Genomic DNA, 24,640 nt, shown 5'->3' with positions numbered 1-24,640 from the left:
AATTAATAGCGTTTTTAAACGGGGAGTTACGGGTGCTGCGTGCGGCTCACCAGCGGTTTCGGTTCAGGCACCTCAACCAGCTCAACGGCAGGGGTATCAAAGATTTTGCGGCACACTTTGCTGTTACCCCAGCACTCTTCATACGGATAGCCGATCAGCTCTTCCATTACCGCGCGCACTTCTGGCTGCACATGGCCGATCAGCCCGCCGGATTTGATCCTCGCGACTTCGCCCAGTACCACCAGATGGGTTTTGCGGTTCAGCTTCATCTGATGGCTGAAGACCATCGCCATCAGCGCCAGCGCAATAACCCCCACACAGAACACCAGGGCAATCGCCATCACCGCGCTTTCCGGCTGGGTGTGAGATTTAGACTGGAAACCGTAGAAACTGAGGATGCTACCCATCACAAAGACAATCACCGAGCGCATCAGCTTACCGGAGAAGGTCATGGCTCCGGCGTAGATCCCTTCGCGGCGACGGCCGGTAAACGCTTCATCGATATCCGCCAGGAAGGTGTAAACCGTCCACGGGATGTAGTACACGCCGCCCGTACCAATTCCGAACACCACGGTAATAGTCAGCATGGCCGCCGTTGCGTACTGCTGCGGCAGATGGAGGAAGTGCAGCAGGCTGTAACACACCACGGAGAACACAACGATGCAGAGCGCCAGAATGTAGGGTTTGCTGAAGCCGTGCTTCACACAGATGCCGATGAAGATAGCGGTGGAGAAGAGTTGCAGCAGCGAGTTAAGGCTACTCAGCCCCGCTACCATCGCCGGGTCATATTGCAGCACGAAGATGATAAAGTAGGTAAATACCGAGGCAAACAGCCACTCCGCGCCAAATCCGCACAGATACATGCCCAGATGTTTGCGGAACACACGCAGATGGAAGGTCGACTTCATATCGCGTATCAGCGTCAGCATGGTTTTCGCCAGCGTCATTTTCCTCTCTTCAACCGGCGTGGTTTCTTCTACCGGACGCTCCCAGGAAGAGAGCCAGAGCATGCCCATCGCCACACACAGAATCACACCGTAGGTAACGGCGGTGTAGAAGAAAGGTTGTGCAGAGTCTTTACCGTAGATCAGAATGAACTGGCCCGGAATAAACGCGGCGAGGAAGTTCGCAACCTTACCGAAAATCGCTTTGTAACCCGTCAGCTTGGAGCGCGCCGAGAAGTCAGTGGTCATTTCGGTGGCGAGGGTTTCATAAGGCACCATCACCGAGGTATAGATCAGCTCAAACAGCACATAAGTAGAGAGGTAATACCAGAACCCGAAGCCTTCCATCCACAGCAGCGGATAGACCATCATCAGCGGGATCCCGAGCAGGATAAAGAAGCGACGGCGGCCAAAACGCTTGCCGAGGCGGGTTTTACCGAAGTTATCGGAGAGATAGCCCATCAGCGGGTTACTGATGGCGTCAATAATGCTGGCAACAGAGAAGATCGCCGAAGCCTGCAACAGCGTCAGCCCGCAAAACGTTGTATAGAAGTAGAGTAACCAGATACCGGCAATTGCCAGCGCCCCGCTACCGAGTAAGTTACCACCGCCGTATGCCAGCTGATGTCTGAATAAAATTGGTTTTTCTGCGTTCATGTGAGCCCCGCCCAGAGAGATTTTATAAAAATGAACCGTTGTTTTATTTTTATAGATACGGTGTTTTATATAGATAAGGCGGATGAATAGATGTGAATTAACTCACAGTTAAAACACCAGGTGATGATTTCTCGCACAGATTTGCGATACGAGTAACATTCTTATCAAGAATTTGACTAAGCCAGCGCCTTCCACCCCATCTCTTCGTCGGGAGCTGTGACCGCTTTCTCCATATTTTTAACTACAATACAGTCACTTAAATATAACAACAGCCACCAGGGAACGTTGAAAACCCTTTAATCAGAGAGAGCGACACGTCACCCCTGCCAGGCTGTCGATGCGGTTTTCAGACAGAAAAAAGGGCTATTTTGTGATCGGCTTTGCATTTCTGACAGCGATTAACGATGTTTTATTCGTCGCAGTGGTAATGTGTTTTCATATTTATGAAACGGCATTTCAATTTAATGAAGACGCCAGAAGCAAGGCGAAACTCATTGCCACCGATGGAGTGAATCATGGCAAAAGGTTCTCAGATTCAATTCAACTTCCACACCGTTGAAGATGCACAGACCGGCGCGCGGGTAACGCGCTTAACCCCGCCTGACGTACTGTGCCACCGTAACTACTTCTACCAAAAGTGCTTTACCCGCGACGGCAGCAAGCTGCTGTTTGCCGGTGAATTCGACGGTAATCGCAACTATTACCTGCTGGATCTGCAAAAGCAGCAGGCGGTACAGCTCACCGAAGGCAAAGGCGATAACACTTTTGGCGGATTTCTTTCGCCTGATGATGGCTACCTCTATTACGTGAAAAATGAACGCCTGCTGCAACGCGTGGCGCTGGATGACTTCAGCGAGGAAACGGTATATCAGGTGCCGGAGGCCTGGGTGGGTTACGGTACATGGGTCGCCAACAGTGAATGCACCAGCCTGGTGGGTATTGAGATCAGCCGCGAGGACTGGACGCCGCTGTCAGACTGGAAAATTTTCCAGTCCTTCTATCACAGTAATCCGCACTGCCGCCTGCTACGTATTGATCTTCTCAGCGGTCAGTCTCACGTTATCCATGAGAAAAATGAGTGGCTGGGTCACCCGATCTATCGCCCGTTTGACGACAGTACCGTTGCCTTCTGCCATGAAGGCCCGCACGACCTGGTCGATGCGCGTATGTGGCTGGTGAACGAAAACGGCAGCGACGTACGTAAAGTGAAAGAGCATGCGCCGGGGGAAAGCTGTACCCATGAATTCTGGGTGCCGGACGGTTCGGCGCTGGTGTATGTCTCCTACCTGAAAGGCCAGCACGACCGCCATATTCGCCGTTTTGATCCGCAAACCGGTGAAGATATCAGCCTGATGACCATGCCAGCCTGTTCGCATTTGATGAGCAATGAGAACGGTACGCTGCTGGTTGGCGATGGTTCCGGCACCCCGGTAGATGTCAAAGATACCGCCAGCCACACCATTGAAAATGACCCGTGGCTCTATATTTTCGATGCACAGACCCGTCAGTATGCGCCGCTGGCCGCACATAACAGTTCGTGGCGGGTGCTCGACGGTGACCGTCAGGTTACGCATCCGCATCCCTCTTTTTCACCGGACGACCGCCATGTGCTGTTCACCACCGATCATGAAGGACTGCCTGCGCTCTATCTGGCCGAGATCCCGGATAGCCTGCTCCACTCGTTAAGGAAGGATTAAGCCGTGTTTATTTTTAAGCAAGACAGACCATTACAGGATTTGGGCGATGGCGTAAGCCGTCGCGTTCTCGCGCATGGTGGCAGCATGATGGCGGTGGAGGTCAGCTTTGAGACTGGCGCCATTGGCCCGATGCATCACCATGTACATGAACAGCTGACCTATGTGCTCTCCGGCCGCTTCCGCTTTACTATCGGCGACGAGACGCACGAGGTAGCGGCAGGCGATACGCTGTATAAAAAGCCGGATATTGTGCACGGCTGTGTTTGCCTGGAAAAAGGCGTGCTGTTGGATACTTTCACGCCGCAGCGGCAGGACTTTTTATAATTTATCTGCTCAATAAAAAACCGGTGCCATCTGCACCGGTTTTTTTATATCTGCGAAAAATGAAAATCAATTACGCGAGGATTTCACGCACAAAGCTTTCAATCTCTTTGTTCTGACTATTTTCGAAGAAGCATTTCTGGAAGCGCTCGCCTGATACCGCAGTTTTCACCAGCTCTTTATCAATGGCGCGCAGCGTATCCAGGTAGTTCTCTTTAACAATGGCGGCTTTCACCTGATTCAGGATGCCCGCATTGCGTACCTGAGGCTCTTTACGATCGGCGGGATATCCCTGACCTTTCTCTCCTGCAAAAGCTTTTTCGAAGATAAAGCGTACGTTCAGCTCGGCACCCCAGCCAAAACCTTTAGCGAACGGCAGCGATAGCGCATTACCGTTATTGATTTGAGCGAACAGGAAAGCATCTGCCGGATCGATACAGTAACCGCAGATCACGCCCGGATGCAGGTTCAGCGACATCAATGCACCCTGCCCGGTACCGCAGCCTGCCACCACAAAATCCACCGCCTTCGAGTTCAGCAAAATACTGGCCATAATGCCAAGGTGGATATAAGTCAGATGGTGATCCTGCTCGTCGGACATGCCAACGTTATAGACCGGATACTCTTTTTCCCCGGCGACCGCGTTCAGCTCTTTCAGGATAATCGCGTTTTTTGCCGCCTGGCTGTTTTCCATCATCAGTGCAATTTTCATTGATACGTCCTCTTAGGGGCAGCAGGCTGACCTGCTGCACATCAGTTAATTTGGGATGAGTTAACGTGCCAGCCAGCCGCCGTCAACGGCGATGGTGTAGCCATTAATGTAGTCAGAAGCCTGGGATGAGAGAAATACCACCGGCCCCATCAGATCGGCTGGCAGCCCCCAGCGCCCGGCCGGGATACGGCCCAGGATCTCTTCGCTACGCGCTTCATCAGCACGCAGCTGCTGGGTGTTGTTAGTCGCCATATAGCCCGGTGCAATGGCGTTGACGTTGATTTGGTGCTGCGCCCATTCGTTCGCCAGCAGACGGGTAACACCCATTACAGCACTTTTTGATGCAGTATAAGACGGTACGCGAATACCGCCCTGATAGGAGAGCATCGAAGCGATATTGATGATTTTCCCGCCTGTTCCCTGCACGATAAACTGTTTTGCCACCGCCTGTGACATAAAGAACACTGATTTGATATTCAGGTTCATCACGTCGTCCCAGTTCTTTTCGCTGAAGTCGATGGCATCTTCACGACGGATGATCCCCGCGTTATTGACCAGGATATCCAGATGCCCCATCTCCGCAACCGCTCGTTCCAGCAGTGCCGGGATCACGTTGATGTCGCTGAGGTCAGCGGTCAGGCTGAGAAAGCGCCGCCCGGTTGCCGCGATGCGTTCTATGGTCTCAAGAGGTTCAACAATATTGATGCCGACAATATCACAGCCCGCTTCCGCCAGACCAAGTGCCATCCCCTGCCCTAAACCGGTATCACATCCGGTCACCACCGCCACTTTTCCCGCCAGGGAGAAATTATCCAGAATCATGTTGTTTCCTTCGTTAAATCAAACATGTTCAGGCGCTTTCCGTGACTCGTAAGTGAGCGGACAGTGCCCGATGCCGAAACTGATAAGGTCAGCTTAACGGCAAAACGCGGCGAACTCAACAAAATGAAACGATGTTTCATTTTATATAAACCTGAGTATCTTTTTTTGCTGCAGAGATCACATCCTGAGAAGAGAGGCCTGTGAAGTGATGCGCGGATATTTTTACGCTAAACGCCCGGTCAAAGGTTTAATGCACGACTGAGCACGCGGAAGATGGTGATTTTTTAGCGTATCTTCTAATCTTATTAAGACACACCCACAGGAGATCAGATCATGTTGAAGCACAGTAATTTAACTGTGGCGCTGGCCGCCATTATCTCCTGCTCATTGCTGGCTGCGCCTGCTCTGGCTAATCCGGGAAACGGGAATGGAAATGGCGGTGGGAAGGGGAATAACGGCCATAGTCAGAAAGAAAAACATAGCCAAAAAAATGGAGCCTCATCAGGACATGGTAAAAATTACGGCAAACCCGACAGGGTCGATTCCGATATCAGCTTTGATGAAGCGCGACATCTTGCTCTGAACTTTGGACTGACGGGCTATCGCTCCTTGCCGCCCGGCATTGCAAAAAACCTGGCTCGCGGCAAACCTCTGCCGCCGGGGATCGCCAAAAAATCCGTCCCTGCCTCAATGCTGGGACAGCTTCCTTATTACCCGGGCTATGAGTGGAAAATCGTCGGCGATAACCTGGTGCTGATTGCACTCAGTACCGCAGTGGTGACAGCAATTATTAATGGGGTGTTTGATTAATGCTGATGCAAACCAATACCCCAATGATTTATCAGCGCATTATGGGATTATTTTGTATTCACTTTCCCACTATATTGCTGCGCAGACTGCTGTGTTAAACGAGCCCACTCTGAACCTGGATATAGCGGACTAAAGCCGCAACGAAGATGCCACCCGCAATCGCAGGCAATGGTTTTTTTAGTAGCAACATCATCGCTGCGGTTGTCGCTAACGCCAGGCGGGCAGCGTTATCGCCCGCTATGGCCATGGGTGCAATAATAGCGATCAGCACCGAACCCGACATGGCCTGGATAAATCTCTTAACCCGGTTATTAATGGGTACAAATGACATGATCCACACGCCACCCCAGCGCGTTGCCAGTGTTACCAGCGCCATGGCAAAAACAACGATCAGCGCGCCTGCCCCTGAGATTTCAATGTTCATTTGCACTCTCCGGCCATATTGTCCCGATAACTCCCCCGGACAGAGCACCAACCACGACGTGACTGTTTTCGGGTAAATACCAGTAAGCCAGTATGGATGACAGCCCTGCGGTGCCCCAGATGGCCATCATGCGCAGGTTCTTTTCCCCCTCCACCACCATGGCTAACAGAAAACACCCCATTACCATATCCAGCCCAAGACTTTTGGGATCGCTTAACGTGGCCCCCAAATAAACCCCAAGCCAGGTGCCGAAAACCCAGAATGACCATAGCGCCAGTCCGCCGCCGACCAGCAGCCCTAACCCCGGCAGACCGCGGCTGAATGCCTGTATCGACATTGCCCAGTTGGCATCAGACGCAACCAGCATCACGCCATATTTTTTTGAGGGTGACAGATGCCGTAACCAGGGGTAGAGCGTGGCACCCATCAGCAGATGACGGGCATTGATGGCAAATACAGTAATCATCATCGTGAACAGCGGAACCTGCACGCCCCACAGCTCAAGGGCTGCAAACTGGGCCGCCCCGGCAAAAACGAAGGTGCTCATGATAACAATGGTTGATTCACTTAACCCCGCCTGAGTGGCGGCCAGGCCAAAAGCGGCCCCAAATACGATCACAAAGAGAGAAATTGGAGTAAGTTTTTTGAATCCGCACCAGACCAGAGTGCGGTTTAGTTGATATATTTCGGTATTTCCCGTTGCCACTTTTTCATCCTTTTTAATATTACGTCCTCAGGTATTATGCATTGGGGAAAGGTTTAATAAAATCGCATAAATCACTTTATAATCACCCGATAATTTAATAAGTGTGTGAAATCAGGTGGCTGAAGGTTTATTTTCGTTGTTTACCGGCATCATCAACGACTTTTTCACCGTCTTCTTTGGTGAAAGCACCTTTCTGCGCATCGGGAAGAATATTCAGTACCACTTCTGAAGGGCGGCACAGCCGGGTTCCCAGCGGGGTCACCACAATTGGACGGTTAATCAAAATAGGGTATGTCAGCATAAAATCAATTAACTGTTCGTCAGTAAAACACTCTTCTGCAAGGCCCTCTTTTTCATACGGCTCAACGTTTTTACGCAGCAGCGCTCGCGGCGTGATGCCCATATCAGCCATGAGTTTGACCAGTTCATTACGTGAGGGCGGAGTTTCAAGATAATAAATAATGGTCGGTTCCGTACCGCTGTTACGGATCATCTCCAGCGTGTTACGCGACGTGCCGCAGGCCGGATTATGATAGATGATAATATTGCTCATTTTAGTCTCTCATTAAATAGTGAAGGACAGGCGCAGGGCCAGCGCAGCCAGCGTGACAAACAGCACGGGCAGAGTCATGATAATTCCGGTGCGGAAGTAGTATCCCCAGGCGATGGTCATATTCCTCTGTGAAAGTACATGCAGCCAGAGCAGTGTCGCAAGGCTGCCAATAGGGGTAATTTTAGGCCCCAGATCGCAGCCTATAACGTTGGCATAAATCATCGCTTCTTTAATAACGCCTGACGCGGTGCTGCCATCAATGGACAGTGCGCCGACCAGAACCGTTGGCATATTATTCATTACGGATGACAGAAACGCGGTGAGAATTCCTGTGCCGAAAGTTGCGGCCCAAAGCCCCTTACCCGCCAGCAGATCCAGTACGCCGGAAAGATGCCCCGTTAACCCCGCGTTGCGCAGGCCATAAACCACCAGATACATCCCCAGCGAGAAAATCACAATCTGCCACGGCGCACCGCGCAGCACTTTCCCGGTATGAATAGCGTGACCACTTTTAGCCACGACCAGGAGGATAACAGCCCCCACCGCCGCGATCGCGCTCACCGGAATACCGAGCGGTTCAAGGACAAAAAAGCCAACCAGCAACAAGAGTAATACCACCCAGCCGGTGCGAAAGGTTGCGGGGTCTTTGATGGCTTTTGCTGGCTCTTTCAACCGTGCCAGATCATAGGCGGGTGGGATATCAGCACGGAAAAACAGATGCAACATCCCCAGCGTAGCGATAATGGCCGCAATATCTACAGGTACCATTACCGAAGCATATTCCGTGAATCCAAGATGGAAGAAGTCAGCCGAGACAATATTCACCAGGTTGGAGACTATCAGTGGCAGGCTGGCTGTATCAGCAATAAAACCTGCTGCCATTACAAATGCCAGCGTGGCCCTTTTGCTGAATCCTAACGCTAATAGCATGGCGATCACGATCGGCGTCAAAATTAACGCTGCGCCATCGTTAGCAAACAGTGCCGCTACTGCCGCGCCAAGTAACACGATATAGGTAAATAACAGGCGTCCGCGACCATTTCCCCAGCGGGCAACATGCAGCGCAGCCCATTCGAAAAATCCTGACTCATCCAGCAGCAGACTGATGATAATCACGGCAATAAAAGTGGCGGTCGCATTCCAGACGATATTCCATACCACCGGGATATCCGCAATATGTACCACGCCCGATAGCAGAGCCAGTATCGCGCCGAACATGGCGCTCCAGCCAATCCCCAAGCCCTTCGGCTGCCAGATAACCAACACAAGAGTCAGAATAAAGATTGCCCCTGCCAGTAACATAAAACCCCCTCAAACAGTTATATATGTAAAATCATATATGTTTAGATAAATTTTAGATACAGACAGCTTTACCGCTGCCAGAGCAGTTGGCTGATGTCAGCTTACGGGCGATAGCCTGCACCTCATCCTGCTGGCTTAACCAGGCTTGCTCAATGACCTCAGCGGCCCATGCAGGAATATGCGGAGATAAGCGATAGTGAACCCACTTCCCCTGCTTACGATCCAGTAAAACCCCATTCTCCCGCAGCATTGCCAGATGGCGAGAAATTTTGGGCTGGGACTGATTCAACGCCGTACAGAGATCGCACACGCACAGCTCCCCCATCTCCCTGAGCAGCAGAACAATCCCCAGGCGGGTTTCATCGGAGAGGATTTTAAAAAGTTGCAGAGATTTCATTGAAATAAACACCTCATATTGACCCACTGATTATTAATGAGGGGTAAAAAACTGTCAATATTATATATGTTTATTCGCATATATTGAGAGTGAGTGTATACAGATACATTTCTGACTGAACGCTCCATTGGAGCAGTGTGGCGAACTATCCTGAATTTCCGAATAGTTAAGTTTTGACCAGGCTCTCCGCCCACTGACAGCGGGCTTCTGCGTTCATCAGTGTCAGCAGATCTTACGGTAACGACAGCTTAACGGTAGATTTGATTACAACACTGGCGGACTTTGCGCATTTTCTCTAAAGCACCGCGCTTTTCGGGGTGACGAAGAATCGCAAGGCAGTCCATCTGCTTAATCTTAACGATAGGGAGTCTTCCCGTGAGAGGTAAGATATCTTTTTGGCGGAAGATCACAGGAGTCGAACCTGCCCGGGACCGCTGGCGGCCCCAACTGGATTTGAAGTCCAGCCGCCTCACCGGAGACGACGATCTTCCTTCATTGCAGAGGCGCAGAGTATATCATCGCCAATGACCACAAATAAACTCCGGTTTTTCCTTCTGTTTTTGTGATGTCCGCCACCGGCAGCAAGCTGTCCGTTTTTGGCCTTCTTTCCTTGCCATATCCCGTCCATCATAGCGTTAATCCCATTCAGCAGGAGTCCAGAAATGACCGATACCGTACTGTTAGTGATTGACGCGCAGCAATCCTTCTATCACCGTGGCTACAATGAGGCGGCGGAAACTCCGGCGTTTGAAAAAGCATTAAGCACACTGGTGGCGGGCTGCCAGGCTAAAGGCATTCCTGTGGTGGATATACTTCATGTGGAGAGTGAAGGGGCGTTTGCGCCGGAGTCTGGTCTGGTGGTACGCCTGCCATTTCTGACACATCAGCCGGTAGCCAGCTTCCAAAAAAGAGTGCATAACGCTCTGACGGAATCCGGCCTGCAACAGTGGCTGGAGCAGAACGAAGTGAAGCATGTGATTATCACCGGCCTGCGCTCTGAGCAGTGCTGTGAAACCACTGCGCGCGTAGCGTCAGACTTCGGCTATCGTGTGACCTATGTGACCGAAGCAACGCTGACCTTCCCAATCACCCATGATGGGATTACCCTGAGCATTGCCGATTTACGCCACCGTACCGAAAGCGTGCTGATTAATCGTTTTGCTGAGATCCGTACCGTTGAGGGCTGCCTTAAGGAACTTGCATAACATGACGACCCCGGTGTGGTTTTTAACCCTGCCCGGTGTGATGACGCTGGATCTGACCGGTCCGGCGGAAACACTGAAGCTGGCGGCGGGCGCATTTTCCCTGCGCTATATCGGCCCGGATGAGAGCGTTCTCAGCTCTACCGAGATGTATATCAGCCGTATCGAGCCGCTGCCGGAGGCATTACCTGCCGGAAGCCTGCTGGTGATCCCCGGGGTTCATGACTCGAAAGTGTGGTTCGACACTCCACAGGCGATGGCAGCACGTAACTGGCTGATGCGCATCCAGCCCGCCATACATGCCCGCGAGGTAACGTTAGTCTGCGTCTGTTCCGGATCGCTGCTGGCAGCAAAAGCCGGACTGATGAACGGCGTTCAGTGCACCACGCATCATGAAGTGATAGAGCGGCTTAAAGCGGCAGAACCGGGAGCGATCGTCAAAGAAAACCGCATTTTTGTCGAAGATCGCGGTATCTGGACCAGTGCCGGGATTACTGCCGGTATCGATCTGTCGCTGCATCTGATTAACCGTCTGTGCGGTGCCCAGACGGCGATGGATGTGGCGCGCGAAATGGTGGTCTATTTCCGGCGGTCAGGGGAAGACCCGCAGCTGTCGCCCTGGCTGCGCTACCGCAATCATATCCATCCGGCGATCCATCGGGCGCAGGATCTGCTCTCTCTGCAACCGGAACAGGAGTGGCCACTGGAGGAGATTGCCGCCAAAGTGCATGTCAGCGCACGTCATCTGACGCGTCTGTTCCGCCAGCATCTGGGAATTAGCGTACGCGATTATCATGAGCAGCTGCGGCTGACCATTGCCCGGCAGCGTTTACAGCAGGGGGAAGGCAACGAACGTGCCGCACTCTCAGCCGGATTCTCCTCTTCGCGCCAGCTGCGCAGGGCGTTACAGCGCTGGCAAGCGTAAAACGGTAGTAGCAATAATATCCTTTTTGAGGTCGCCGGCACTGGCCAGGCGATCCTGTTCACACAGGTTTTTCACTTCGCCACCGATCCCACCTGGTTTCAATTTGTTGAATTCCTGTGCTAGTGTTACTAGTAACATTCGCTTTTTTTTGATAAAAAGCTAAACCGCTTTAGCAAAAATGAGTTTGGGGCTTAACACAGATACGAGGGCTTTTATGAAGAACCTGTTAGTTGTTGCCGCCACTGTGGCACTGGCACTGTTATCGATAATCTTTCTGTCACCGTGGCCGGTCTGGCTGGGAACGCTGGCGGCCTGGGTGACCACTGGATCGTTCTGTCTCCAGGTGATGCATATCGTGAAAAACAAGGATACCAGCGGCCTGTCGCTGGGGATGTGGGCCGCGCTGTTCTTTGGCGTGTCGTGCTGGACGTGGTACGGCCACCGCATGGGGGATGTGCCGGTGATGGCGGCCAACGGAATTACGGCGCTGCTGGCGCTGACGGTGATCATGCTCAAACTGTGGCACGAGCGGCCGGTGCCTAACCCTAATCGCCGCAGGCTGGTGCGTATGCCTGGGGTGATCCTTAACCCCCGCATCCGACGACTGCGCCCGCTAAAAGCCTCCCGTTCATCGCGCCGTGATTAAAAAGTCAGCTAACCAGACGACGCCTGTCAAGCTTCTGTAAGCCCAGCGCCAGCAGCAGGCTGCCTGCCAGGGTAATACCAAAAATCAGCGGTATATCGAGCAGCGGATGGTTGGTGTTATCCAGGTCATGGGTACGCATAAAGTGAATAAACAGAGCGTGAAACCCATAGATCGGCAGCGAACAGCGAGAGATCAGCGCAAAGAACGGGTTGACGCGATCGTTAAAGATATTTTTAAACAGTATCAGCAGGCTGACGGCAGCAATAAATACGGCCGGGCCGCAGTAGAGATACCAGGTGTCGGCAAAAGCACCGTTAATAGCAAACTGGCGCTTAGTGCCAAAGGCGATCATCAGCACACAGGCGAAAAATACGCCCCCCGCCAGCCAGGATACACCGCGTTTTTCTGTCTCCATCATGCCAATCGCCCGGCCAAACAGCGCGTAAAGCAGGTAATAGATGGTGTCGCCGCTGATATAGAGATTGATCGGCAGCCAGTGAAAGCGGGCGATGGAGCTGTCTACGGTATTAGGATTCGCCAGCAGCGCCAGCACCAGCGTCACCACCGCCAGATAACGCGCACGCACCGGTTTAACCTGAATCAGCGGTGAAAGCAGGTAAATAACGATAATCGCAAAGAAGAACCACAGGTGATAGAACACCGGTTTTTGCAGCAGATTTTTCACCGACAGCGCTTCGTTGATCGGCGTCAGCAGCGTGATATAAATCAGCGCCACGCTGCTGTAGAACAGCAGGCAGAGTACGATACGCAGAAAATGCCGCCCCTGAGCGCTGCGTTCACCAAAGAACAGGTAACCGGAAATCATAAAGAAAATCGGCACGCAGACCCGCGAAGCCGAGTTAAGCAGGTTGGAGAGATCCCAACTGTGTTCTCCCACCGACATCCCGGTGGTGACATACCAGGTTGTGGTATGAATCATAATCACCATCAGGCAGGCAACCGCGCGTAAATTCTCTATCCAACCAATCTTTTGCGACATTTCGTCCTCATTTCACGGTCACTTCTACTGTAATGCGAGATTGAGGGTAGCCGGGCAGCCACGCTTCAACAACCTGAGAGAGGAAAAATAGGACGAGGATGAAGGGATTATGTGGCGCAGGCGACAAAAAATTCAGCGAGGAATGATCACGGCATTTTGGTAATAGGTACGGTCAAAGGGTATACTGACGCCCACTTTTATAACTACTCGTATCGCGTGCGAAATCAACATGCCAAAGTTTGATACCAAGACTTTTCAGGGGCTGATCCTGACCTTACAGGATTACTGGGCACGTCAGGGCTGCACCATCATCCAACCGCTGGATATGGAAGTGGGCGCTGGTACCTCTCATCCAATGACCTGCCTGCGAGCGCTGGGTCCGGAACCAACCGCCGTTGCCTATGTGCAGCCGTCGCGCCGTCCAACCGATGGTCGCTACGGTGAAAACCCGAACCGCCTTCAGCACTATTACCAGTTCCAGGTGATCATCAAGCCATCTCCGGACAATATTCAGGAGTTGTACCTTGGTTCTCTGAAAGAGCTGGGTATGGATCCGACCATCCACGATATCCGCTTTGTGGAAGATAACTGGGAAAACCCAACGCTGGGTGCCTGGGGTCTGGGCTGGGAAGTGTGGCTGAACGGCATGGAAGTGACGCAGTTCACTTACTTCCAGCAGGTGGGTGGTCTGGAGTGCAAACCCGTTACCGGTGAGATCACTTACGGCCTTGAGCGCCTGGCGATGTATATCCAGGGCGTGGACAGCGTTTACGATCTGGTCTGGAGCGACGGCCCGCTGGGTAAAACCACCTACGGCGACGTGTTCCACCAGAATGAAGTGGAGCAGTCCACTTACAACTTCGAATACGCCGACGTCGACTTCCTGTTTACCTGCTTCGAGCAGTACGAGAAAGAGGCGCAAAGCCTGCTGGCGCTGGAAAAACCACTGCCGCTGCCTGCCTACGAACGTATTCTGAAAGCCGCGCACAGCTTTAACCTGCTGGATGCGCGTAAAGCGATCTCCGTCACTGAGCGTCAGCGCTATATTCTGCGCATCCGCACCCTGACGAAAGCCGTGGCTGAAGCTTACTATGCCTCCCGCGAGGCACTGGGCTTCCCGATGTGCAATAACAAGAAATAAGAGGCAGCCATGACTGAAAAAACCTTCCTGGTGGAGATCGGCACCGAAGAGCTGCCACCAAAAGCACTGCGCAGCCTGGCTGAATCCTTTGCGGCCAACTTCACCGCTGAACTGGATGCCGCAGGCCTCGCCCACGGCGAAGTAAGCTGGTTTGCTGCTCCACGTCGCCTGGCGTTAAAAGTGGCAAACCTCGCCGCTGCTCAACCAGATCGCGAAGTAGAGAAACGTGGCCCGGCCATTCAGGCCGCGTTTGATGCCAACGGCGTCGCGAGCAAAGCGGCTGAAGGCTGGGCTCGCGGCTGCGGTATTACCGTTGATCAGGCCGAGCGCCTGAGCACCGACAAAGGCGAGTGGCTGCTGTATCGTGCTCAGGTGACGGGTGAAAGCGCCCAGGCCCTGCTGCCAGCGATGATCGCCACCTCACTGACTAAGCTGCCCATCCCGAAACTGATGCGTTGGGGTGCCTCTGAGGTACAGTTCGTGCGCCCGGTGCATACCGTGACGCTGCTGCTGGGCGATGAGCTGATCCCGGCGAAAATTCTGGGTATCGAATCAGCACGTACTATTCGTGGCCATCGCTTTATGGGCGAACCTGAATTCACCATCGATAGCGCCGATCAGTATCCGCAGATCCTGCTGGAGCGCGGCAAGGTGCAGGCTGATTACGCCGTGCGTAAAGCCACCATCAAAGCCGATGCCGAAGCCGCTGCTGCCAAAATTGGCGGTATCGCCGATCTGAGCGACAGCCTGCTGGAAGAAGTCACTTCCCTGGTGGAGTGGCCGGTGGTGCTGACGGCGAAGTTTGAAGAGAAGTTCCTCGCGGTGCCGGCCGAAGCGCTGGTTTACACCATGAAGGGCGACCAGAAATACTTCCCGGTGTACGACAAGGCGGGCAAACTGCTGCCGAACTTTATCTTCGTCACTAATATTGAGTCGAAAGATCCGCAGCAAATTATCTCCGGTAACGAGAAAGTGGTGCGCCCGCGTCTTGCTGATGCCGAGTTTTTCTTCAACAGCGACCGTAAGCGTCGTCTGGAAGATAACCTGCCGCGTCTGGAAACCGTGCTGTTCCAGAAAGAGCTGGGTACGCTGCGTGACAAGACTGACCGCATTCAGGCGCTGGCGGGCTGGGTTGCCGCGCAGACAGGTGCTGACGTCAATCACGCTACCCGCGCAGGCCTGCTGTCGAAGTGTGACCTGATGACCAATATGGTCTTTGAGTTCACCGACACTCAGGGCGTCATGGGCATGCACTATGCACGTCACGACGGCGAAGCCGAAGATGTAGCAATCGCGCTGAACGAGCAGTATCAGCCTCGCTTTGCCGGTGACGATCTGCCGTCCAATCCGGTGGCCTGTGCGCTGGCTATCGCTGACAAGATGGATACCCTTGCGGGAATCTTCGGTATTGGTCAGCATCCGAAAGGCGATAAAGATCCGTTTGCTCTGCGCCGTGCTGCGCTGGGCGTGCTGCGTATTATCGTCGAGAAGAATCTGCCGCTCGATCTGCAAACCCTGACGGAAGAAGCCGTGCGCCTGTATGGCAGCAAGCTCTCTAACGCTAAAGTGGTTGATGAAGTGATCGACTTTATGCTCGGCCGTTTCCGTACCTGGTACCAGGAAGAGGGCCACAGTGTCGATACCATTCAGGCGGTGCTGGCTCGTCGTCCAACGCGTCCGGCAGATTTCGATGCACGTATGAAGGCAGTCTCTCACTTCCGCACCCTGGAGCAGGCAGCAAGCCTGGCTGGCGCTAACAAGCGCGTCTCCAACATTCTCGCCAAAGCGACCGAGCCGCTGAACGACAGCGTCCAGGCGTCTCTGCTGAAAGAGAATGAAGAGATCAAACTGGCGACCTATGTTTCCGCCCTGAGCAGCAAATTGCAGCCGTTCTTTGCAGAAGGTCGCTACCAGGATGCGCTGATTGAGCTGGCACAGCTGCGTGAAGCGGTAGATAACTTCTTCGATAAAGTGATGGTTAACGCCGAAGAGAAAGAAGTGCGTATCAACCGTCTGACGCTGCTGGCGAAACTGCGCGAGCTGTTCCTCCAGGTTGCCGATATCTCTCTGCTACAGTAATCCAGCGCGGGTCGGGTCTGTCCGATCCCTGCTTACGGGGTAACCCTTTCTGGTTACCCCGCTTTACAATTCCGCCTTGCCCTCAGAGCGCCCTTTCCCTACCCTGTGCGGTTTTCGCCAACCAGGTTGAGTCATCATGCAATCCTATGGATTCGCTGCTAAAGCAGCAAACACCCCGCTGGAACCCTTCGAATTTACCCGTCGTGAGCTACAGGCTGACGATGTACATATCGATATTCACTACTGTGGCGTCTGCCATTCCGACCTGCATATGGCGCGCAACGAATGGGGTGTCAGCCAGTTTCCACTGGTGCCGGGCCATGAAATCGTTGGCCGCGTAATCAGCACCGGTAGCGCAGTCAGCGCCTTTAAAGCCGGGGATCTGGTCGGCGTCGGCGTCATGGTCGACTCCTGCGGCCACTGCGCCCAGTGTCACGACGGCGAAGAGCAATATTGTGAAGAGGGCTTCACCGCGACCTATAACAGCGATGAAAAGGTCATCGGAGGGAAAACCTTTGGTGGTTATTCCGACAGCATTGTGGTCGATAGTAAATTTGTGGTTACCGTGCCGGAAACCCTGGAACTCAGCGCCGTAGCACCGCTGCTGTGCGCGGGCGTGACTACCTGGTCACCGCTGAAGCACTGGAATATCCAGCCGGGCCAGCGTGTGGGCGTGATCGGCCTCGGCGGCCTCGGCCATATGGCGGTAAAGCTGGCGGCAGCGCTGGGTGCCGAAGTGGTGCTGTTCACCACCTCCCCAGCGAAAGGGGCTGATGCCCTGCGCCTGGGTGCCAGCCAGGTGGTTGTCTCGAAAGACGCAGAACAGATGGCCGGAGTGAGAAACAGCCTGGATATGATCCTCGACTGCGTAGCCGCCCCGCACGACCTTGACCCGTACCTCAGCGCGCTGAAAACGAATGGTCATCTGGTGCTGGTGGGGATCCCTGACTCACCGCATAAGTCACCGGATGTCACACCAATCGTGTTCAGGCGTCTGAGCATTTCCGGTACTTCTATCGGGAGTATCAAAGAGACGCAGGAGATGCTCGATTTTTGTGGCCAGCACAATATCGTGTCCGACGTGGAAGTGATCCGTCTGGATGAGGTGGAGCAGGCGTTTGAAAGAATGCTGAAAGGGGATGTTAAGTACCGCTTTGTCATTGATATGAAAGCCGGGAAGTAAACTGCCCCCCTGAAAAACATTAACCCGCCTGATGGCGGGTTTTTTCTGTCAGCCCAGCAGCTGTCTGCTGAGACAAGGATTCGATTGAATCAACTGCATTAACTTCTGTGCACTTCCAGACGGTTTGGTTCTTTTTGCTTCCCAGCTTTTCACTGACGAAACACTGACTCCTAATGCCTGAGCAAACTCATCAATCTGCATGCCGGTAATTTCCCGAACTCTTTTTGGCTCGGGTGGCGCCACATCATCTTTCAGGGCCGGAATAGCGTGCATGATGTTACGGGTAAGGACAATCTGCTCCAGACTGGAAAGCAGTTCAGACATTGGATCTATAGTCTCCATAAGCACTCCTCGAAAACTCACAAAACGTGAACAACCAGAGGGAAAGAACCTTAAGTCCAGGTTCTCAATGCTGGCATACATCAGCCACTGGGGCGCTTTTTGGGGCAGCACAGGGTAACGCCAGGATCATAAGTATTAGATCATTTTGTGAGATCCGGATCATATTTTTTGTTTATTTTTTCATCCTGCGTTGGTATCAGCCAAAAAACGAGGCGCAAAAATAAGTTACATAGACTCTGCTATCCATCAAAAGTGATTTCGACTATTCTTTACGCAAGATTAGTTGTTTGAATTAAACCGATAAGTATCTGTTAACAGGAGTTAATTTCTTATGATGACAGGATCATCACGCATCTTGACGCGTCTGCTGGTGCCGGTTATGGCGCTGTTTTTGGTATTACAGCTTACTGGCTGTGGCGATAACGAAGCCGATCAGCGCAAAGCGTTTATCGATTTCCTGCAAAACACCGTGATGCGCAGCGGTGAACACCTTCCCAGTCTGAGTGAAGACCAAAAGCAGAAATTTGGCCCCTACGTCAGCGACTACGCCATTCTTTATGGTTTCTCACAGCAGGTTAACCGCGCAGTAGATTCCGGCCTGAAGCCGGTAGTGGATGAGCTTTCCGCTATTCGCACCCCACAGGATTATCTGACGCATCGTGATGCCCTGCGCCAGGCGAGCGGTTCTCTTGGCGTTCTTGCCCAGCAGATTCAGACAGCGAAAACTCAGGCCGACAGCAGCAAAGCCGCTCTGAAACAGCCTGAAGCGCTGAAGACCGTCTATGACAATGTGTACACCAAAGTGGTGACTCAACCTGCTGCAACGCTGATGCCGCTGCTGCCAGCATTACAGACTCTGAGCCAGGATGCGGTGCAGACCGGTGACTTCCTGCAACAGCAGGGGGCTAACGTCAGCTTTAATGGATCGGCGATTCAGTTCCCGACCCAGGCACAGGCCAGCCAGTACAATACGCTGATGAGTAATCTGAGTGCCAACGCTCAGGCGCTGTCTCAGGCGCAAACTGCGCTGAAGGGCAGTTTCCAGTAAGCAATCAATCAGAGCTGGCATTCGTCAGCTCTTTTTTCTCCTCTCCCCTCATATCGTGTAATTTTCTTACATAAGACTATTCTTAAGATTTCGGCGACGAAAGAAGTGTGATCGGACGCATTCTGGTCGAAAATAATTTGTGATGCAGATCACAAATAACACACAAAACAACAACATTAAAATGTGATATTCATCACACCAATCCGCCTTTTTCGTTTAAAAAAACGCCTTAGTCGTTTTTCTACACGTCACAAATGTGATCGCCGTCACTAAAACCCCCCTCTACCCCCACCTGGCATGGTGATCTAAATCACACTTCTTGCGACAGCTACGCAGCATAAAATCCGCGTGATAGAGTCCGCCTGCATACAGTGATACTGACGGTTACCGCTGCCGGGTCTAAAACAAAAATTCAACGCGCTCTCTTATTCGTCGGCGCGTACCAATAAGGGGTGTTTTTTATGTCCTCATCAGATATCAAGATCAAGGTACAAAACTTTGGTCGCTTTCTGAGCAATATGGTAATGCCAAATATCGGGGCATTTATTGCCTGGGGTATTATCACCGCGCTGTTTATTCCAACCGGATGGCTGCCAAACGAAACGATGGCGAAGCTGGTTGGCCCAATGATTACCTATCTGCTGCCGCTGCTGATCGGCTTTACCGGTGGTCGTCTGGTCGGTGGTGATCGCGGCGGTGTGGTTGGTGCTATCACCACCATGGGCGTTATCGTCGGTGCCGATATGCCAATGTTCCTTGGCTCAATGATTGCCGGCCCGCTGGGTGGATGGGCGATTAAAACCTTCGACCGCCAGGTTGACGGTAAAATCAAAAGCGGCTTTGAGATGCTGGTTAACAACTTCTCTGCCGGTATCATCGGCATGCTGTTGGCTATCCTTGCTTTCATGGCAATCGGCCCACTGGTGGAAGGCTTGTCGCACATTCTCGCCGCCGGCGTGAATCTGATGGTGCAGAACAACCTGCTGCCATTGACCTCCATCTTCGTCGAACCGGCGAAAATCCTGTTCCTGAATAACGCCATTAACCACGGTATCTTCTCGCCGCTGGGTATCCAGCAGGCTAGCGAAGCCGGTAAATCGATCTTCTTCCTGATCGAAGCCAACCCAGGTCCGGGTATGGGCGTGCTGATGGCTTATATGTTCTTCGGCCGTGGTAACGCTAAACAGTCTGCCGGTGGCGCTGCGATTATCCACTTCCTTGGTGGTATTCACGAAATCTACTTCCCGTATGTGCTGATGAACCCGCGCCTCATTCTGGCGGTAATCCTCGGCGGAATGACCGGCGTATTCACCCTGACTCTGCTGAACGGCGGTCTGGTTTCTCCGGCTTCTCCAGGTTCCATCCTTGCGGTACTGGCAATGACGCCAAAAGGGGCTTACTTCGCTAACATCGCTGCGATCGTCGCTGCTTTTGCCGTCTCCTTCGTGGTTTCTGCCATTCTGCTGAAAACCAGCAAAGTGAAAGAAGATGACGATATCGAAGCCGCATCCCGCCGTGTGCAGGAGATGAAAGCGCAGTCTAAAGGCCAGTCCGCTACACCTGCTGGCGCTGCTGATGGCCTGCACAGCGACCTGAGCCATGTACGCAAAATCATCGTGGCCTGCGATGCCGGTATGGGTTCCAGCGCCATGGGTGCAGGCGTACTGCGCAAGAAGGTAAACGATGCCGGACTGAGCAGTATTTCCGTGACCAATACCGCCATTAACAGCCTGCCGGGCGATGTCGACCTGGTCATTACCCACCGCGACCTGACCGAACGTGCAATGCGCCAGGCACCACATGCGCAACATATCTCACTGACCAACTTCCTCGACAGCGGCCTGTATACCGACCTGACAGCCCGTCTGGTCGAAGCCGGGCGCAGCGCCGGTCACCGCGAAAAAGTCAGCAGTACGCTGAGTGATAGCTTTGATGAGGGCCAGGAACACCTGTTCAAACTGAGTGCTGCCAACGTGTTCCTCGGCAACCATGCGACGAACAAAGAGCAGGCGATTCGCTTTGCCGGTGAGCAGCTGGTGAAGGGGGGTTACGTTGAGCCGGAATACGTTGCCGCCATGCTGGAGCGCGAAAAACTGACGCCCACCTACCTGGGCGAGTCTATCGCCGTACCGCATGGCACCGTGGAAGCCAAAGACCGCGTGCTGAAAACCGGCGTGGTGTTCTGCCAGTACCCGGACGGCGTTCACTTCGGTGAAGAGCCGGATGATATCGCCCGCCTGGTCATCGGTATTGCTGCCCGTAATAACGAACATATTCAGGTAATTACCAGCCTGACCAATGCCCTGGACGATGACAGCGTGATTGCCCGACTGGCCACCACCACCAGTGTGCAGGAAGTGCTCGACATTCTGTCAGGAAAAACCAGCGCGTAAGCGGACTATCCATCACACCTCTTTGAAGGGCTGGGCATGCCCGGCCCTTTCCTGGTTTGGGCATGTCCGACTCTTGGATCATTGATACGGGAATAATTATGAAAGCATTACATTTTGGCGCCGGTAATATCGGCCGTGGTTTTATCGGCAAATTGCTGGCCGATGCGGGTATTCAACTCACCTTCGCAGATGTAAATCAGGTGGTGCTGGACGCGCTGAACGCACGCGGGGAGTATCCGGTCCATGTGGTCGGTGAGCAGGCGCAGGTTGAGATCGTCAAAGGGGTTAACGCCGTTAACAGCACCAGCGACGATATTATCGCGCTGGTAGCAGAGGTTGATATCGTTACCACTGCGGTTGGCCCGCAGATCCTCGAACGCATTGCCGGTAGCATTGCCAAAGGGCTGGCCAAACGCAGTGATAGCGCTAATACCCGTCCGCTGAACATTATCGCCTGCGAGAATATGGTACGCGGTACCACGCAGTTAAAGGGTCATGTACTGAAAGCTTTGCCGGAACAGTATCATGCCTGGGTCGAGGAGCATGTTGGCTTTGTTGACTCCGCAGTTGACCGCATCGTACCGCCATCAGAAGCCGGCAGCAGCGATCCGCTGGAAGTCACAGTAGAAACCTTTAGCGAATGGATCGTCGATAAAACACAGTTTAAAGGTAACCTGCCGGCCATTCCCGGCATGGAGCTGACTGATAATCTGATGGCGTTTGTAGAGCGTAAGCTGTTTACCCTCAATACCGGCCACGCCATTACTGCCTATCTGGGTCAGCTCGCGGGCCATCAAACTATCCGTGAAGCGATTCTTGATGAAAAAGTGCGTGCAGTGGTACAGGGCGCAATGGAAGAGAGCGGCGCGGTGCTGATTAAGCGTTACGGTTTTGACGCGGCGAAACACGCAGCCTATATCCAGAAAATCCTCAGCCGTTTCGAAAACCCGTATCTGAAAGATGACGTTGAGCGCGTAGGCCGTCAGCCGCTGCGTAAATTAAGCGCTGGCGATCGTCTGATCAAACCAACGCTGGGCACGCTGGAATATCAGTTACCGCACGACAACCTCGTCATCGGGATTGCCGCCGCTCTGCATTACCGTAGCGACCAGGATCCGCAGGCGCAGGAACTGGCTGCACTGCTGGCCAGCCAGGACGTCGCTACCACTCTGGCGCAAATCTCCGGTCTGGATATCAACAGCGATGTGGTTAAGGCAGTAGTGAAGGCCTGGAACGCTATGGCATAATGTCGGCGCAAGCGCTCCTCACGGACGAACAAGAAGGGCACAGCACTGCTGTGCCCGCGCAGGCGTTATTACGCCATACGAACGATATGCAGGCTCTCATGGAACAACCTCAGGCTTTTGAAAATCGGGTGCTCGAACGCCTGAATGCCGGACGATCGGTAAGAAGCTTTCTTATCGCCACGGTTGAGCTGCTGACAGAAGCAGTAAACATTCTGGTGGTACAGGTATTTCGCAAGGATGACTATGCCGTGAAATATGCGGTGGAGCCACTGTTGCTCGGCGATGGCCCACTGGGTGAACTCTCGGTGCGCCTGAAGCTGATTTATGGTCTCGGCGTGATTAATCGCAGTGAATATGAAGATTGCGAACTGCTGATGGCCCTGCGTGAAGAGCTGAACCACGACGGCAGCGAATATCGTTTTACGGACGACGAAATTCTCGGGCCTTTTGGCGAACTGCACTGCGTCAGCGCCCTGCCGCCCTGCCCCGACTTCGCCCACGACGATGCGGAGCTGCGCGCCATGCAGCAGCAGCGTTATCAGCAGGTAGTGCGCTCCACCATGGTGCTGTCGTTGACTACGCTGATCTCACAAATCAGTCTGAAGCAGGCTTTCAAAAAGTAACCCGCCCTTTTCCCTCTTTGCCCCGCTTTCGTGTATCCTTTGCAGTAATGAATCAATTTAATGGTCAATCGTTATGAAAGAACAAGTAAAGTCAGAAATCAAAGATCTCAGCGACAAGCTGGATGCGCTTAATCATAAAGAGCCGGTTCTGCTGGCCTCCGGTGACAGCGAGAAGCTCGGTGAGCTGCTGAAAGAAAAAGACAAATTAGAGGCAGAAATCGAACGTCTGCGCGGCGTTCGCGCCGAGAATCTGAGCAAAGAAGCTCAGGAGCTGCAAAAGTTGCCATTCAGCCGCGCTATTACCAAAAAAGAGCAGGCGAATATGGGTGCGCTGAAAAAAAGCGTGCGCGGTATCGTGGTGGTTCATCCAACCACGGCGCTTGGCCGCGAAATGGGCTTAAAAGAGATGACCGGTTTCGCCAAAACTGCATTTTAAATAACCGCTTACACAAAAAAGACAGGATCGGTGATCCTGTCTTTTTTATGCATAAATAATTTACAATTATTGATATTACCCCCCTCAGATAAATACATTACGTCGATATTAAGTATCGAAAAAAAACGTATTAATTAATTCCCGCGATTTATAGAGTCGAATTAAATTCGATGACAGAATTATATATCGCAATAAGGAAATATAAGTAACTTTGATACCGATAATGTTTGTTATCCAATATAATGTGTCATAGGTATGCTGTTCAGGAGTCACGGAGAGACGCTTGCAGGACGTTGATATTGCGTCTCCGGTTAAGGATAATTTCAGGTATTAAATCATGAGAAACAACTACATCACGATCGTAATACACGACCCGAATCTTTTTTATATGAGAGGGTTAACGGATTGTCTGTCTGAAGATTTTTCTCGCCGTGGAATTCATGCTGACTTCACTGATTGCGCCTTCAATAGCAGGGCGAAGATGATTTTCCTGGCAGAAGAGTCGCTGTCAGTTGCTAATATACATTATTTGAATCGCCGTATGTCAATGCGCCCGATGTGTATATTTATCATCAAGAATGGCTCCTCTGAAACTGAGGAAAACGACGCCACAGCGCCACATATCAGCCACTATACCCCGCTCTACCGCAATCAGTCAGTGGAGAGCATGCTGTCAGTTATTAATGAGCAAATGGAACAGCTCAACAATATGCGTAATATTATGATTCAACCCTGTTCAACGATGACTCGTTCCACCAATAATCTGACCAGACGTGAAACTGAGATCCTCCGCTATCTGGCGCGTGGCATCAGCAATGGCGGCGTCGCTCGTTTCCTTCAGATTAGCGAGAAAACCGTTAGTGCGCATAAACGTAATATTATGTCAAAGCTCAATATGATCCGCCCTGCTGAACTTAACTACTGGTTAATTCAGGAAGGATGGTGTGAATCAATACGTACTGTCGATCAGTTCCATTAGCATTGGCAAGATGCAACTTCTAACACCGTAACGTGATTAAACATCATTAGA

Annotated in this window: 27 protein-coding genes and 1 tRNA gene; 15 read left to right on the top strand and 13 right to left on the bottom strand. The window is 52.5% G+C overall.

Features of this window, described 5'->3' with window-relative positions:
- Positions 1–26: 26 nt before the first annotated feature.
- Positions 27–1,601, bottom strand: a complete 1,575-nt coding sequence (locus GN242_RS00345; protein ID WP_154753322.1) for an MFS transporter — start codon at positions 1,599–1,601, stop codon at positions 27–29.
- Positions 1,602–2,116: 515 nt separating this feature from the next.
- Here GN242_RS00345 and GN242_RS00340 point away from each other — a divergent pair.
- On the top strand, positions 2,117–3,298 hold the full coding sequence (locus GN242_RS00340) for an oligogalacturonate lyase family protein (RefSeq protein WP_154753321.1): 1,182 nt from the start codon (positions 2,117–2,119) through the stop codon (positions 3,296–3,298).
- Between the two features lie 3 nt (positions 3,299–3,301).
- Complete coding sequence (locus GN242_RS00335) at positions 3,302–3,622, top strand: cupin domain-containing protein (protein ID WP_156286714.1); 321 nt, start codon at positions 3,302–3,304, stop codon at positions 3,620–3,622.
- Between the two features lie 70 nt (positions 3,623–3,692).
- Here GN242_RS00335 and GN242_RS00330 read toward each other — a convergent pair whose 3' ends face one another.
- On the bottom strand, positions 3,693–4,331 hold the full coding sequence (locus tag GN242_RS00330) for an RpiB/LacA/LacB family sugar-phosphate isomerase (protein ID WP_154753320.1): 639 nt from the start codon (positions 4,329–4,331) through the stop codon (positions 3,693–3,695).
- A gap of 60 nt (positions 4,332–4,391) precedes the next feature.
- Positions 4,392–5,153 (bottom strand): 2-dehydro-3-deoxy-D-gluconate 5-dehydrogenase KduD, encoded by a 762-nt coding sequence (gene kduD, locus GN242_RS00325; RefSeq protein WP_154753319.1) that lies wholly within the window; start codon positions 5,151–5,153, stop codon positions 4,392–4,394.
- A gap of 333 nt (positions 5,154–5,486) precedes the next feature.
- On the opposite strand from kduD, the gene GN242_RS00320 reads away from it, so the two are divergent.
- Positions 5,487–5,963 (top strand): anti-virulence regulator CigR family protein, encoded by a 477-nt coding sequence (locus tag GN242_RS00320; protein WP_154753318.1) that lies wholly within the window; start codon positions 5,487–5,489, stop codon positions 5,961–5,963.
- A gap of 94 nt (positions 5,964–6,057) precedes the next feature.
- Here the strand turns inward: GN242_RS00320 and GN242_RS00315 are convergent, their stop codons facing one another.
- The 7 genes from GN242_RS00315 to GN242_RS00290 all read right to left on the bottom strand — a co-directional run bounded on the left by GN242_RS00315 (position 6,058) and on the right by GN242_RS00290 (position 9,836).
- Positions 6,058–6,387 (bottom strand): AzlD family protein, encoded by a 330-nt coding sequence (locus GN242_RS00315; RefSeq protein ID WP_154753317.1) that lies wholly within the window; start codon positions 6,385–6,387, stop codon positions 6,058–6,060.
- On the bottom strand, positions 6,377–7,093 hold the full coding sequence (locus tag GN242_RS00310; RefSeq protein WP_156286713.1) for an AzlC family ABC transporter permease: 717 nt from the start codon (positions 7,091–7,093) through the stop codon (positions 6,377–6,379). The genes GN242_RS00315 and GN242_RS00310 overlap by 11 nt, the downstream gene beginning before the upstream one ends.
- Before the next feature lie 127 nt (positions 7,094–7,220).
- Positions 7,221–7,646, bottom strand: coding sequence for a glutaredoxin-dependent arsenate reductase (arsC, locus tag GN242_RS00305; RefSeq protein WP_156286712.1), 426 nt, complete (start codon positions 7,644–7,646; stop codon positions 7,221–7,223).
- Positions 7,647–7,658: 12 nt separating this feature from the next.
- Positions 7,659–8,948: an arsenic transporter gene (locus GN242_RS00300; RefSeq protein ID WP_156286711.1), complete on the bottom strand. Its 1,290-nt coding sequence runs from the start codon at positions 8,946–8,948 to the stop codon at positions 7,659–7,661.
- A 52-nt stretch (positions 8,949–9,000) separates the two neighbouring features.
- The gene (gene arsR / locus GN242_RS00295; RefSeq protein ID WP_154753314.1) at positions 9,001–9,345 is read right to left on the bottom strand and encodes an As(III)-sensing metalloregulatory transcriptional repressor ArsR; all 345 of its coding nucleotides are present in this window, start codon (positions 9,343–9,345) and stop codon (positions 9,001–9,003) included.
- A 248-nt stretch (positions 9,346–9,593) separates the two neighbouring features.
- A complete protein-coding gene (locus GN242_RS21890; protein ID WP_374189814.1) occupies positions 9,594–9,755 on the bottom strand; it encodes a phage integrase central domain-containing protein in 162 nt (53 codons plus the stop codon).
- A tRNA-Sec gene (locus GN242_RS00290) sits at positions 9,742–9,836 on the bottom strand. Before GN242_RS00290 ends, GN242_RS21890 begins: the two co-directional genes overlap by 14 nt.
- Before the next feature lie 171 nt (positions 9,837–10,007).
- On the opposite strand from GN242_RS00290, the gene GN242_RS00285 reads away from it, so the two are divergent.
- Positions 10,008–10,550: an isochorismatase family protein gene (locus GN242_RS00285; protein WP_154753311.1), complete on the top strand. Its 543-nt coding sequence runs from the start codon at positions 10,008–10,010 to the stop codon at positions 10,548–10,550.
- Position 10,551: 1 nt separating this feature from the next.
- Positions 10,552–11,472 carry a GlxA family transcriptional regulator gene (locus GN242_RS21885; protein ID WP_154753310.1) on the top strand — a complete coding sequence of 307 codons (921 nt, stop codon included), beginning with the start codon at positions 10,552–10,554 and terminating at the stop codon, positions 11,470–11,472.
- Here the strand turns inward: GN242_RS21885 and GN242_RS21820 are convergent.
- Positions 11,452–11,574 carry a hypothetical protein gene (locus tag GN242_RS21820; protein WP_255476743.1) on the bottom strand — a complete coding sequence of 41 codons (123 nt, stop codon included), beginning with the start codon at positions 11,572–11,574 and terminating at the stop codon, positions 11,452–11,454. The genes GN242_RS21885 and GN242_RS21820 overlap by 21 nt on opposite strands.
- A gap of 112 nt (positions 11,575–11,686) precedes the next feature.
- Here GN242_RS21820 and GN242_RS00275 point away from each other — a divergent pair, with 112 nt between their 5' ends.
- Positions 11,687–12,118, top strand: coding sequence for a SemiSWEET family sugar transporter (locus GN242_RS00275; RefSeq protein ID WP_156286710.1), 432 nt, complete (start codon positions 11,687–11,689; stop codon positions 12,116–12,118).
- 4 nt (positions 12,119–12,122) lie between these two features.
- On the opposite strand, the gene GN242_RS00270 is transcribed toward GN242_RS00275, so the two are convergent.
- A complete protein-coding gene (locus GN242_RS00270) occupies positions 12,123–13,118 on the bottom strand; it encodes an acyltransferase (RefSeq protein ID WP_156286709.1) in 996 nt (331 codons plus the stop codon).
- Between the two features lie 229 nt (positions 13,119–13,347).
- Between GN242_RS00270 and glyQ the strand changes: the two genes are divergently transcribed.
- The 3 genes from glyQ to GN242_RS00255 all read left to right on the top strand — a co-directional run bounded on the left by glyQ (position 13,348) and on the right by GN242_RS00255 (position 17,521).
- Positions 13,348–14,259: a glycine--tRNA ligase subunit alpha gene (gene glyQ / locus GN242_RS00265; RefSeq protein ID WP_154753307.1), complete on the top strand. Its 912-nt coding sequence runs from the start codon at positions 13,348–13,350 to the stop codon at positions 14,257–14,259.
- A 9-nt stretch (positions 14,260–14,268) separates the two neighbouring features.
- Complete coding sequence (gene glyS / locus GN242_RS00260; RefSeq protein ID WP_154753306.1) at positions 14,269–16,338, top strand: glycine--tRNA ligase subunit beta; 2,070 nt, start codon at positions 14,269–14,271, stop codon at positions 16,336–16,338.
- 136 nt (positions 16,339–16,474) lie between these two features.
- Positions 16,475–17,521 (top strand): NAD(P)-dependent alcohol dehydrogenase, encoded by a 1,047-nt coding sequence (locus GN242_RS00255; protein ID WP_154753305.1) that lies wholly within the window; start codon positions 16,475–16,477, stop codon positions 17,519–17,521.
- A 48-nt stretch (positions 17,522–17,569) separates the two neighbouring features.
- On the opposite strand, the gene GN242_RS00250 is transcribed toward GN242_RS00255, so the two are convergent.
- On the bottom strand, positions 17,570–17,863 hold the full coding sequence (locus tag GN242_RS00250) for an HTH-type transcriptional regulator (protein WP_154753304.1): 294 nt from the start codon (positions 17,861–17,863) through the stop codon (positions 17,570–17,572).
- Between the two features lie 331 nt (positions 17,864–18,194).
- Between GN242_RS00250 and GN242_RS00245 the strand changes: the two genes are divergently transcribed.
- The 6 genes from GN242_RS00245 to GN242_RS00220 all read left to right on the top strand — a co-directional run bounded on the left by GN242_RS00245 (position 18,195) and on the right by GN242_RS00220 (position 24,589).
- Complete coding sequence (locus GN242_RS00245; protein ID WP_154753303.1) at positions 18,195–18,911, top strand: DUF3053 domain-containing protein; 717 nt, start codon at positions 18,195–18,197, stop codon at positions 18,909–18,911.
- Positions 18,912–19,372: 461 nt separating this feature from the next.
- Positions 19,373–21,304 (top strand): PTS mannitol transporter subunit IICBA, encoded by a 1,932-nt coding sequence (locus GN242_RS00240; protein ID WP_156286708.1) that lies wholly within the window; start codon positions 19,373–19,375, stop codon positions 21,302–21,304.
- Positions 21,305–21,402: 98 nt separating this feature from the next.
- Positions 21,403–22,551, top strand: a complete 1,149-nt coding sequence (gene mtlD / locus GN242_RS00235; RefSeq protein WP_154753301.1) for a mannitol-1-phosphate 5-dehydrogenase — start codon at positions 21,403–21,405, stop codon at positions 22,549–22,551.
- A gap of 86 nt (positions 22,552–22,637) precedes the next feature.
- Entirely contained in the window at positions 22,638–23,174 is a 537-nt protein-coding gene (gene mtlR / locus GN242_RS00230) for a mannitol operon repressor MtlR (protein ID WP_230320723.1), read from the top strand.
- Between the two features lie 73 nt (positions 23,175–23,247).
- Positions 23,248–23,610 (top strand): YibL family ribosome-associated protein, encoded by a 363-nt coding sequence (locus tag GN242_RS00225; RefSeq protein ID WP_154753299.1) that lies wholly within the window; start codon positions 23,248–23,250, stop codon positions 23,608–23,610.
- A gap of 481 nt (positions 23,611–24,091) precedes the next feature.
- Entirely contained in the window at positions 24,092–24,589 is a 498-nt protein-coding gene (locus tag GN242_RS00220) for a helix-turn-helix transcriptional regulator (protein WP_230320719.1), read from the top strand.
- Positions 24,590–24,640 lie beyond the last annotated feature (51 nt).

This window comes from Erwinia sorbitola, assembly GCF_009738185.1.
GTDB classification, from domain to species: Bacteria; Pseudomonadota; Gammaproteobacteria; order Enterobacterales; family Enterobacteriaceae; genus Erwinia; species Erwinia sorbitola.
Note: the sequence above shows the minus strand (reverse complement) of the source record. Positions and strands in the feature narration are given on the sequence as shown.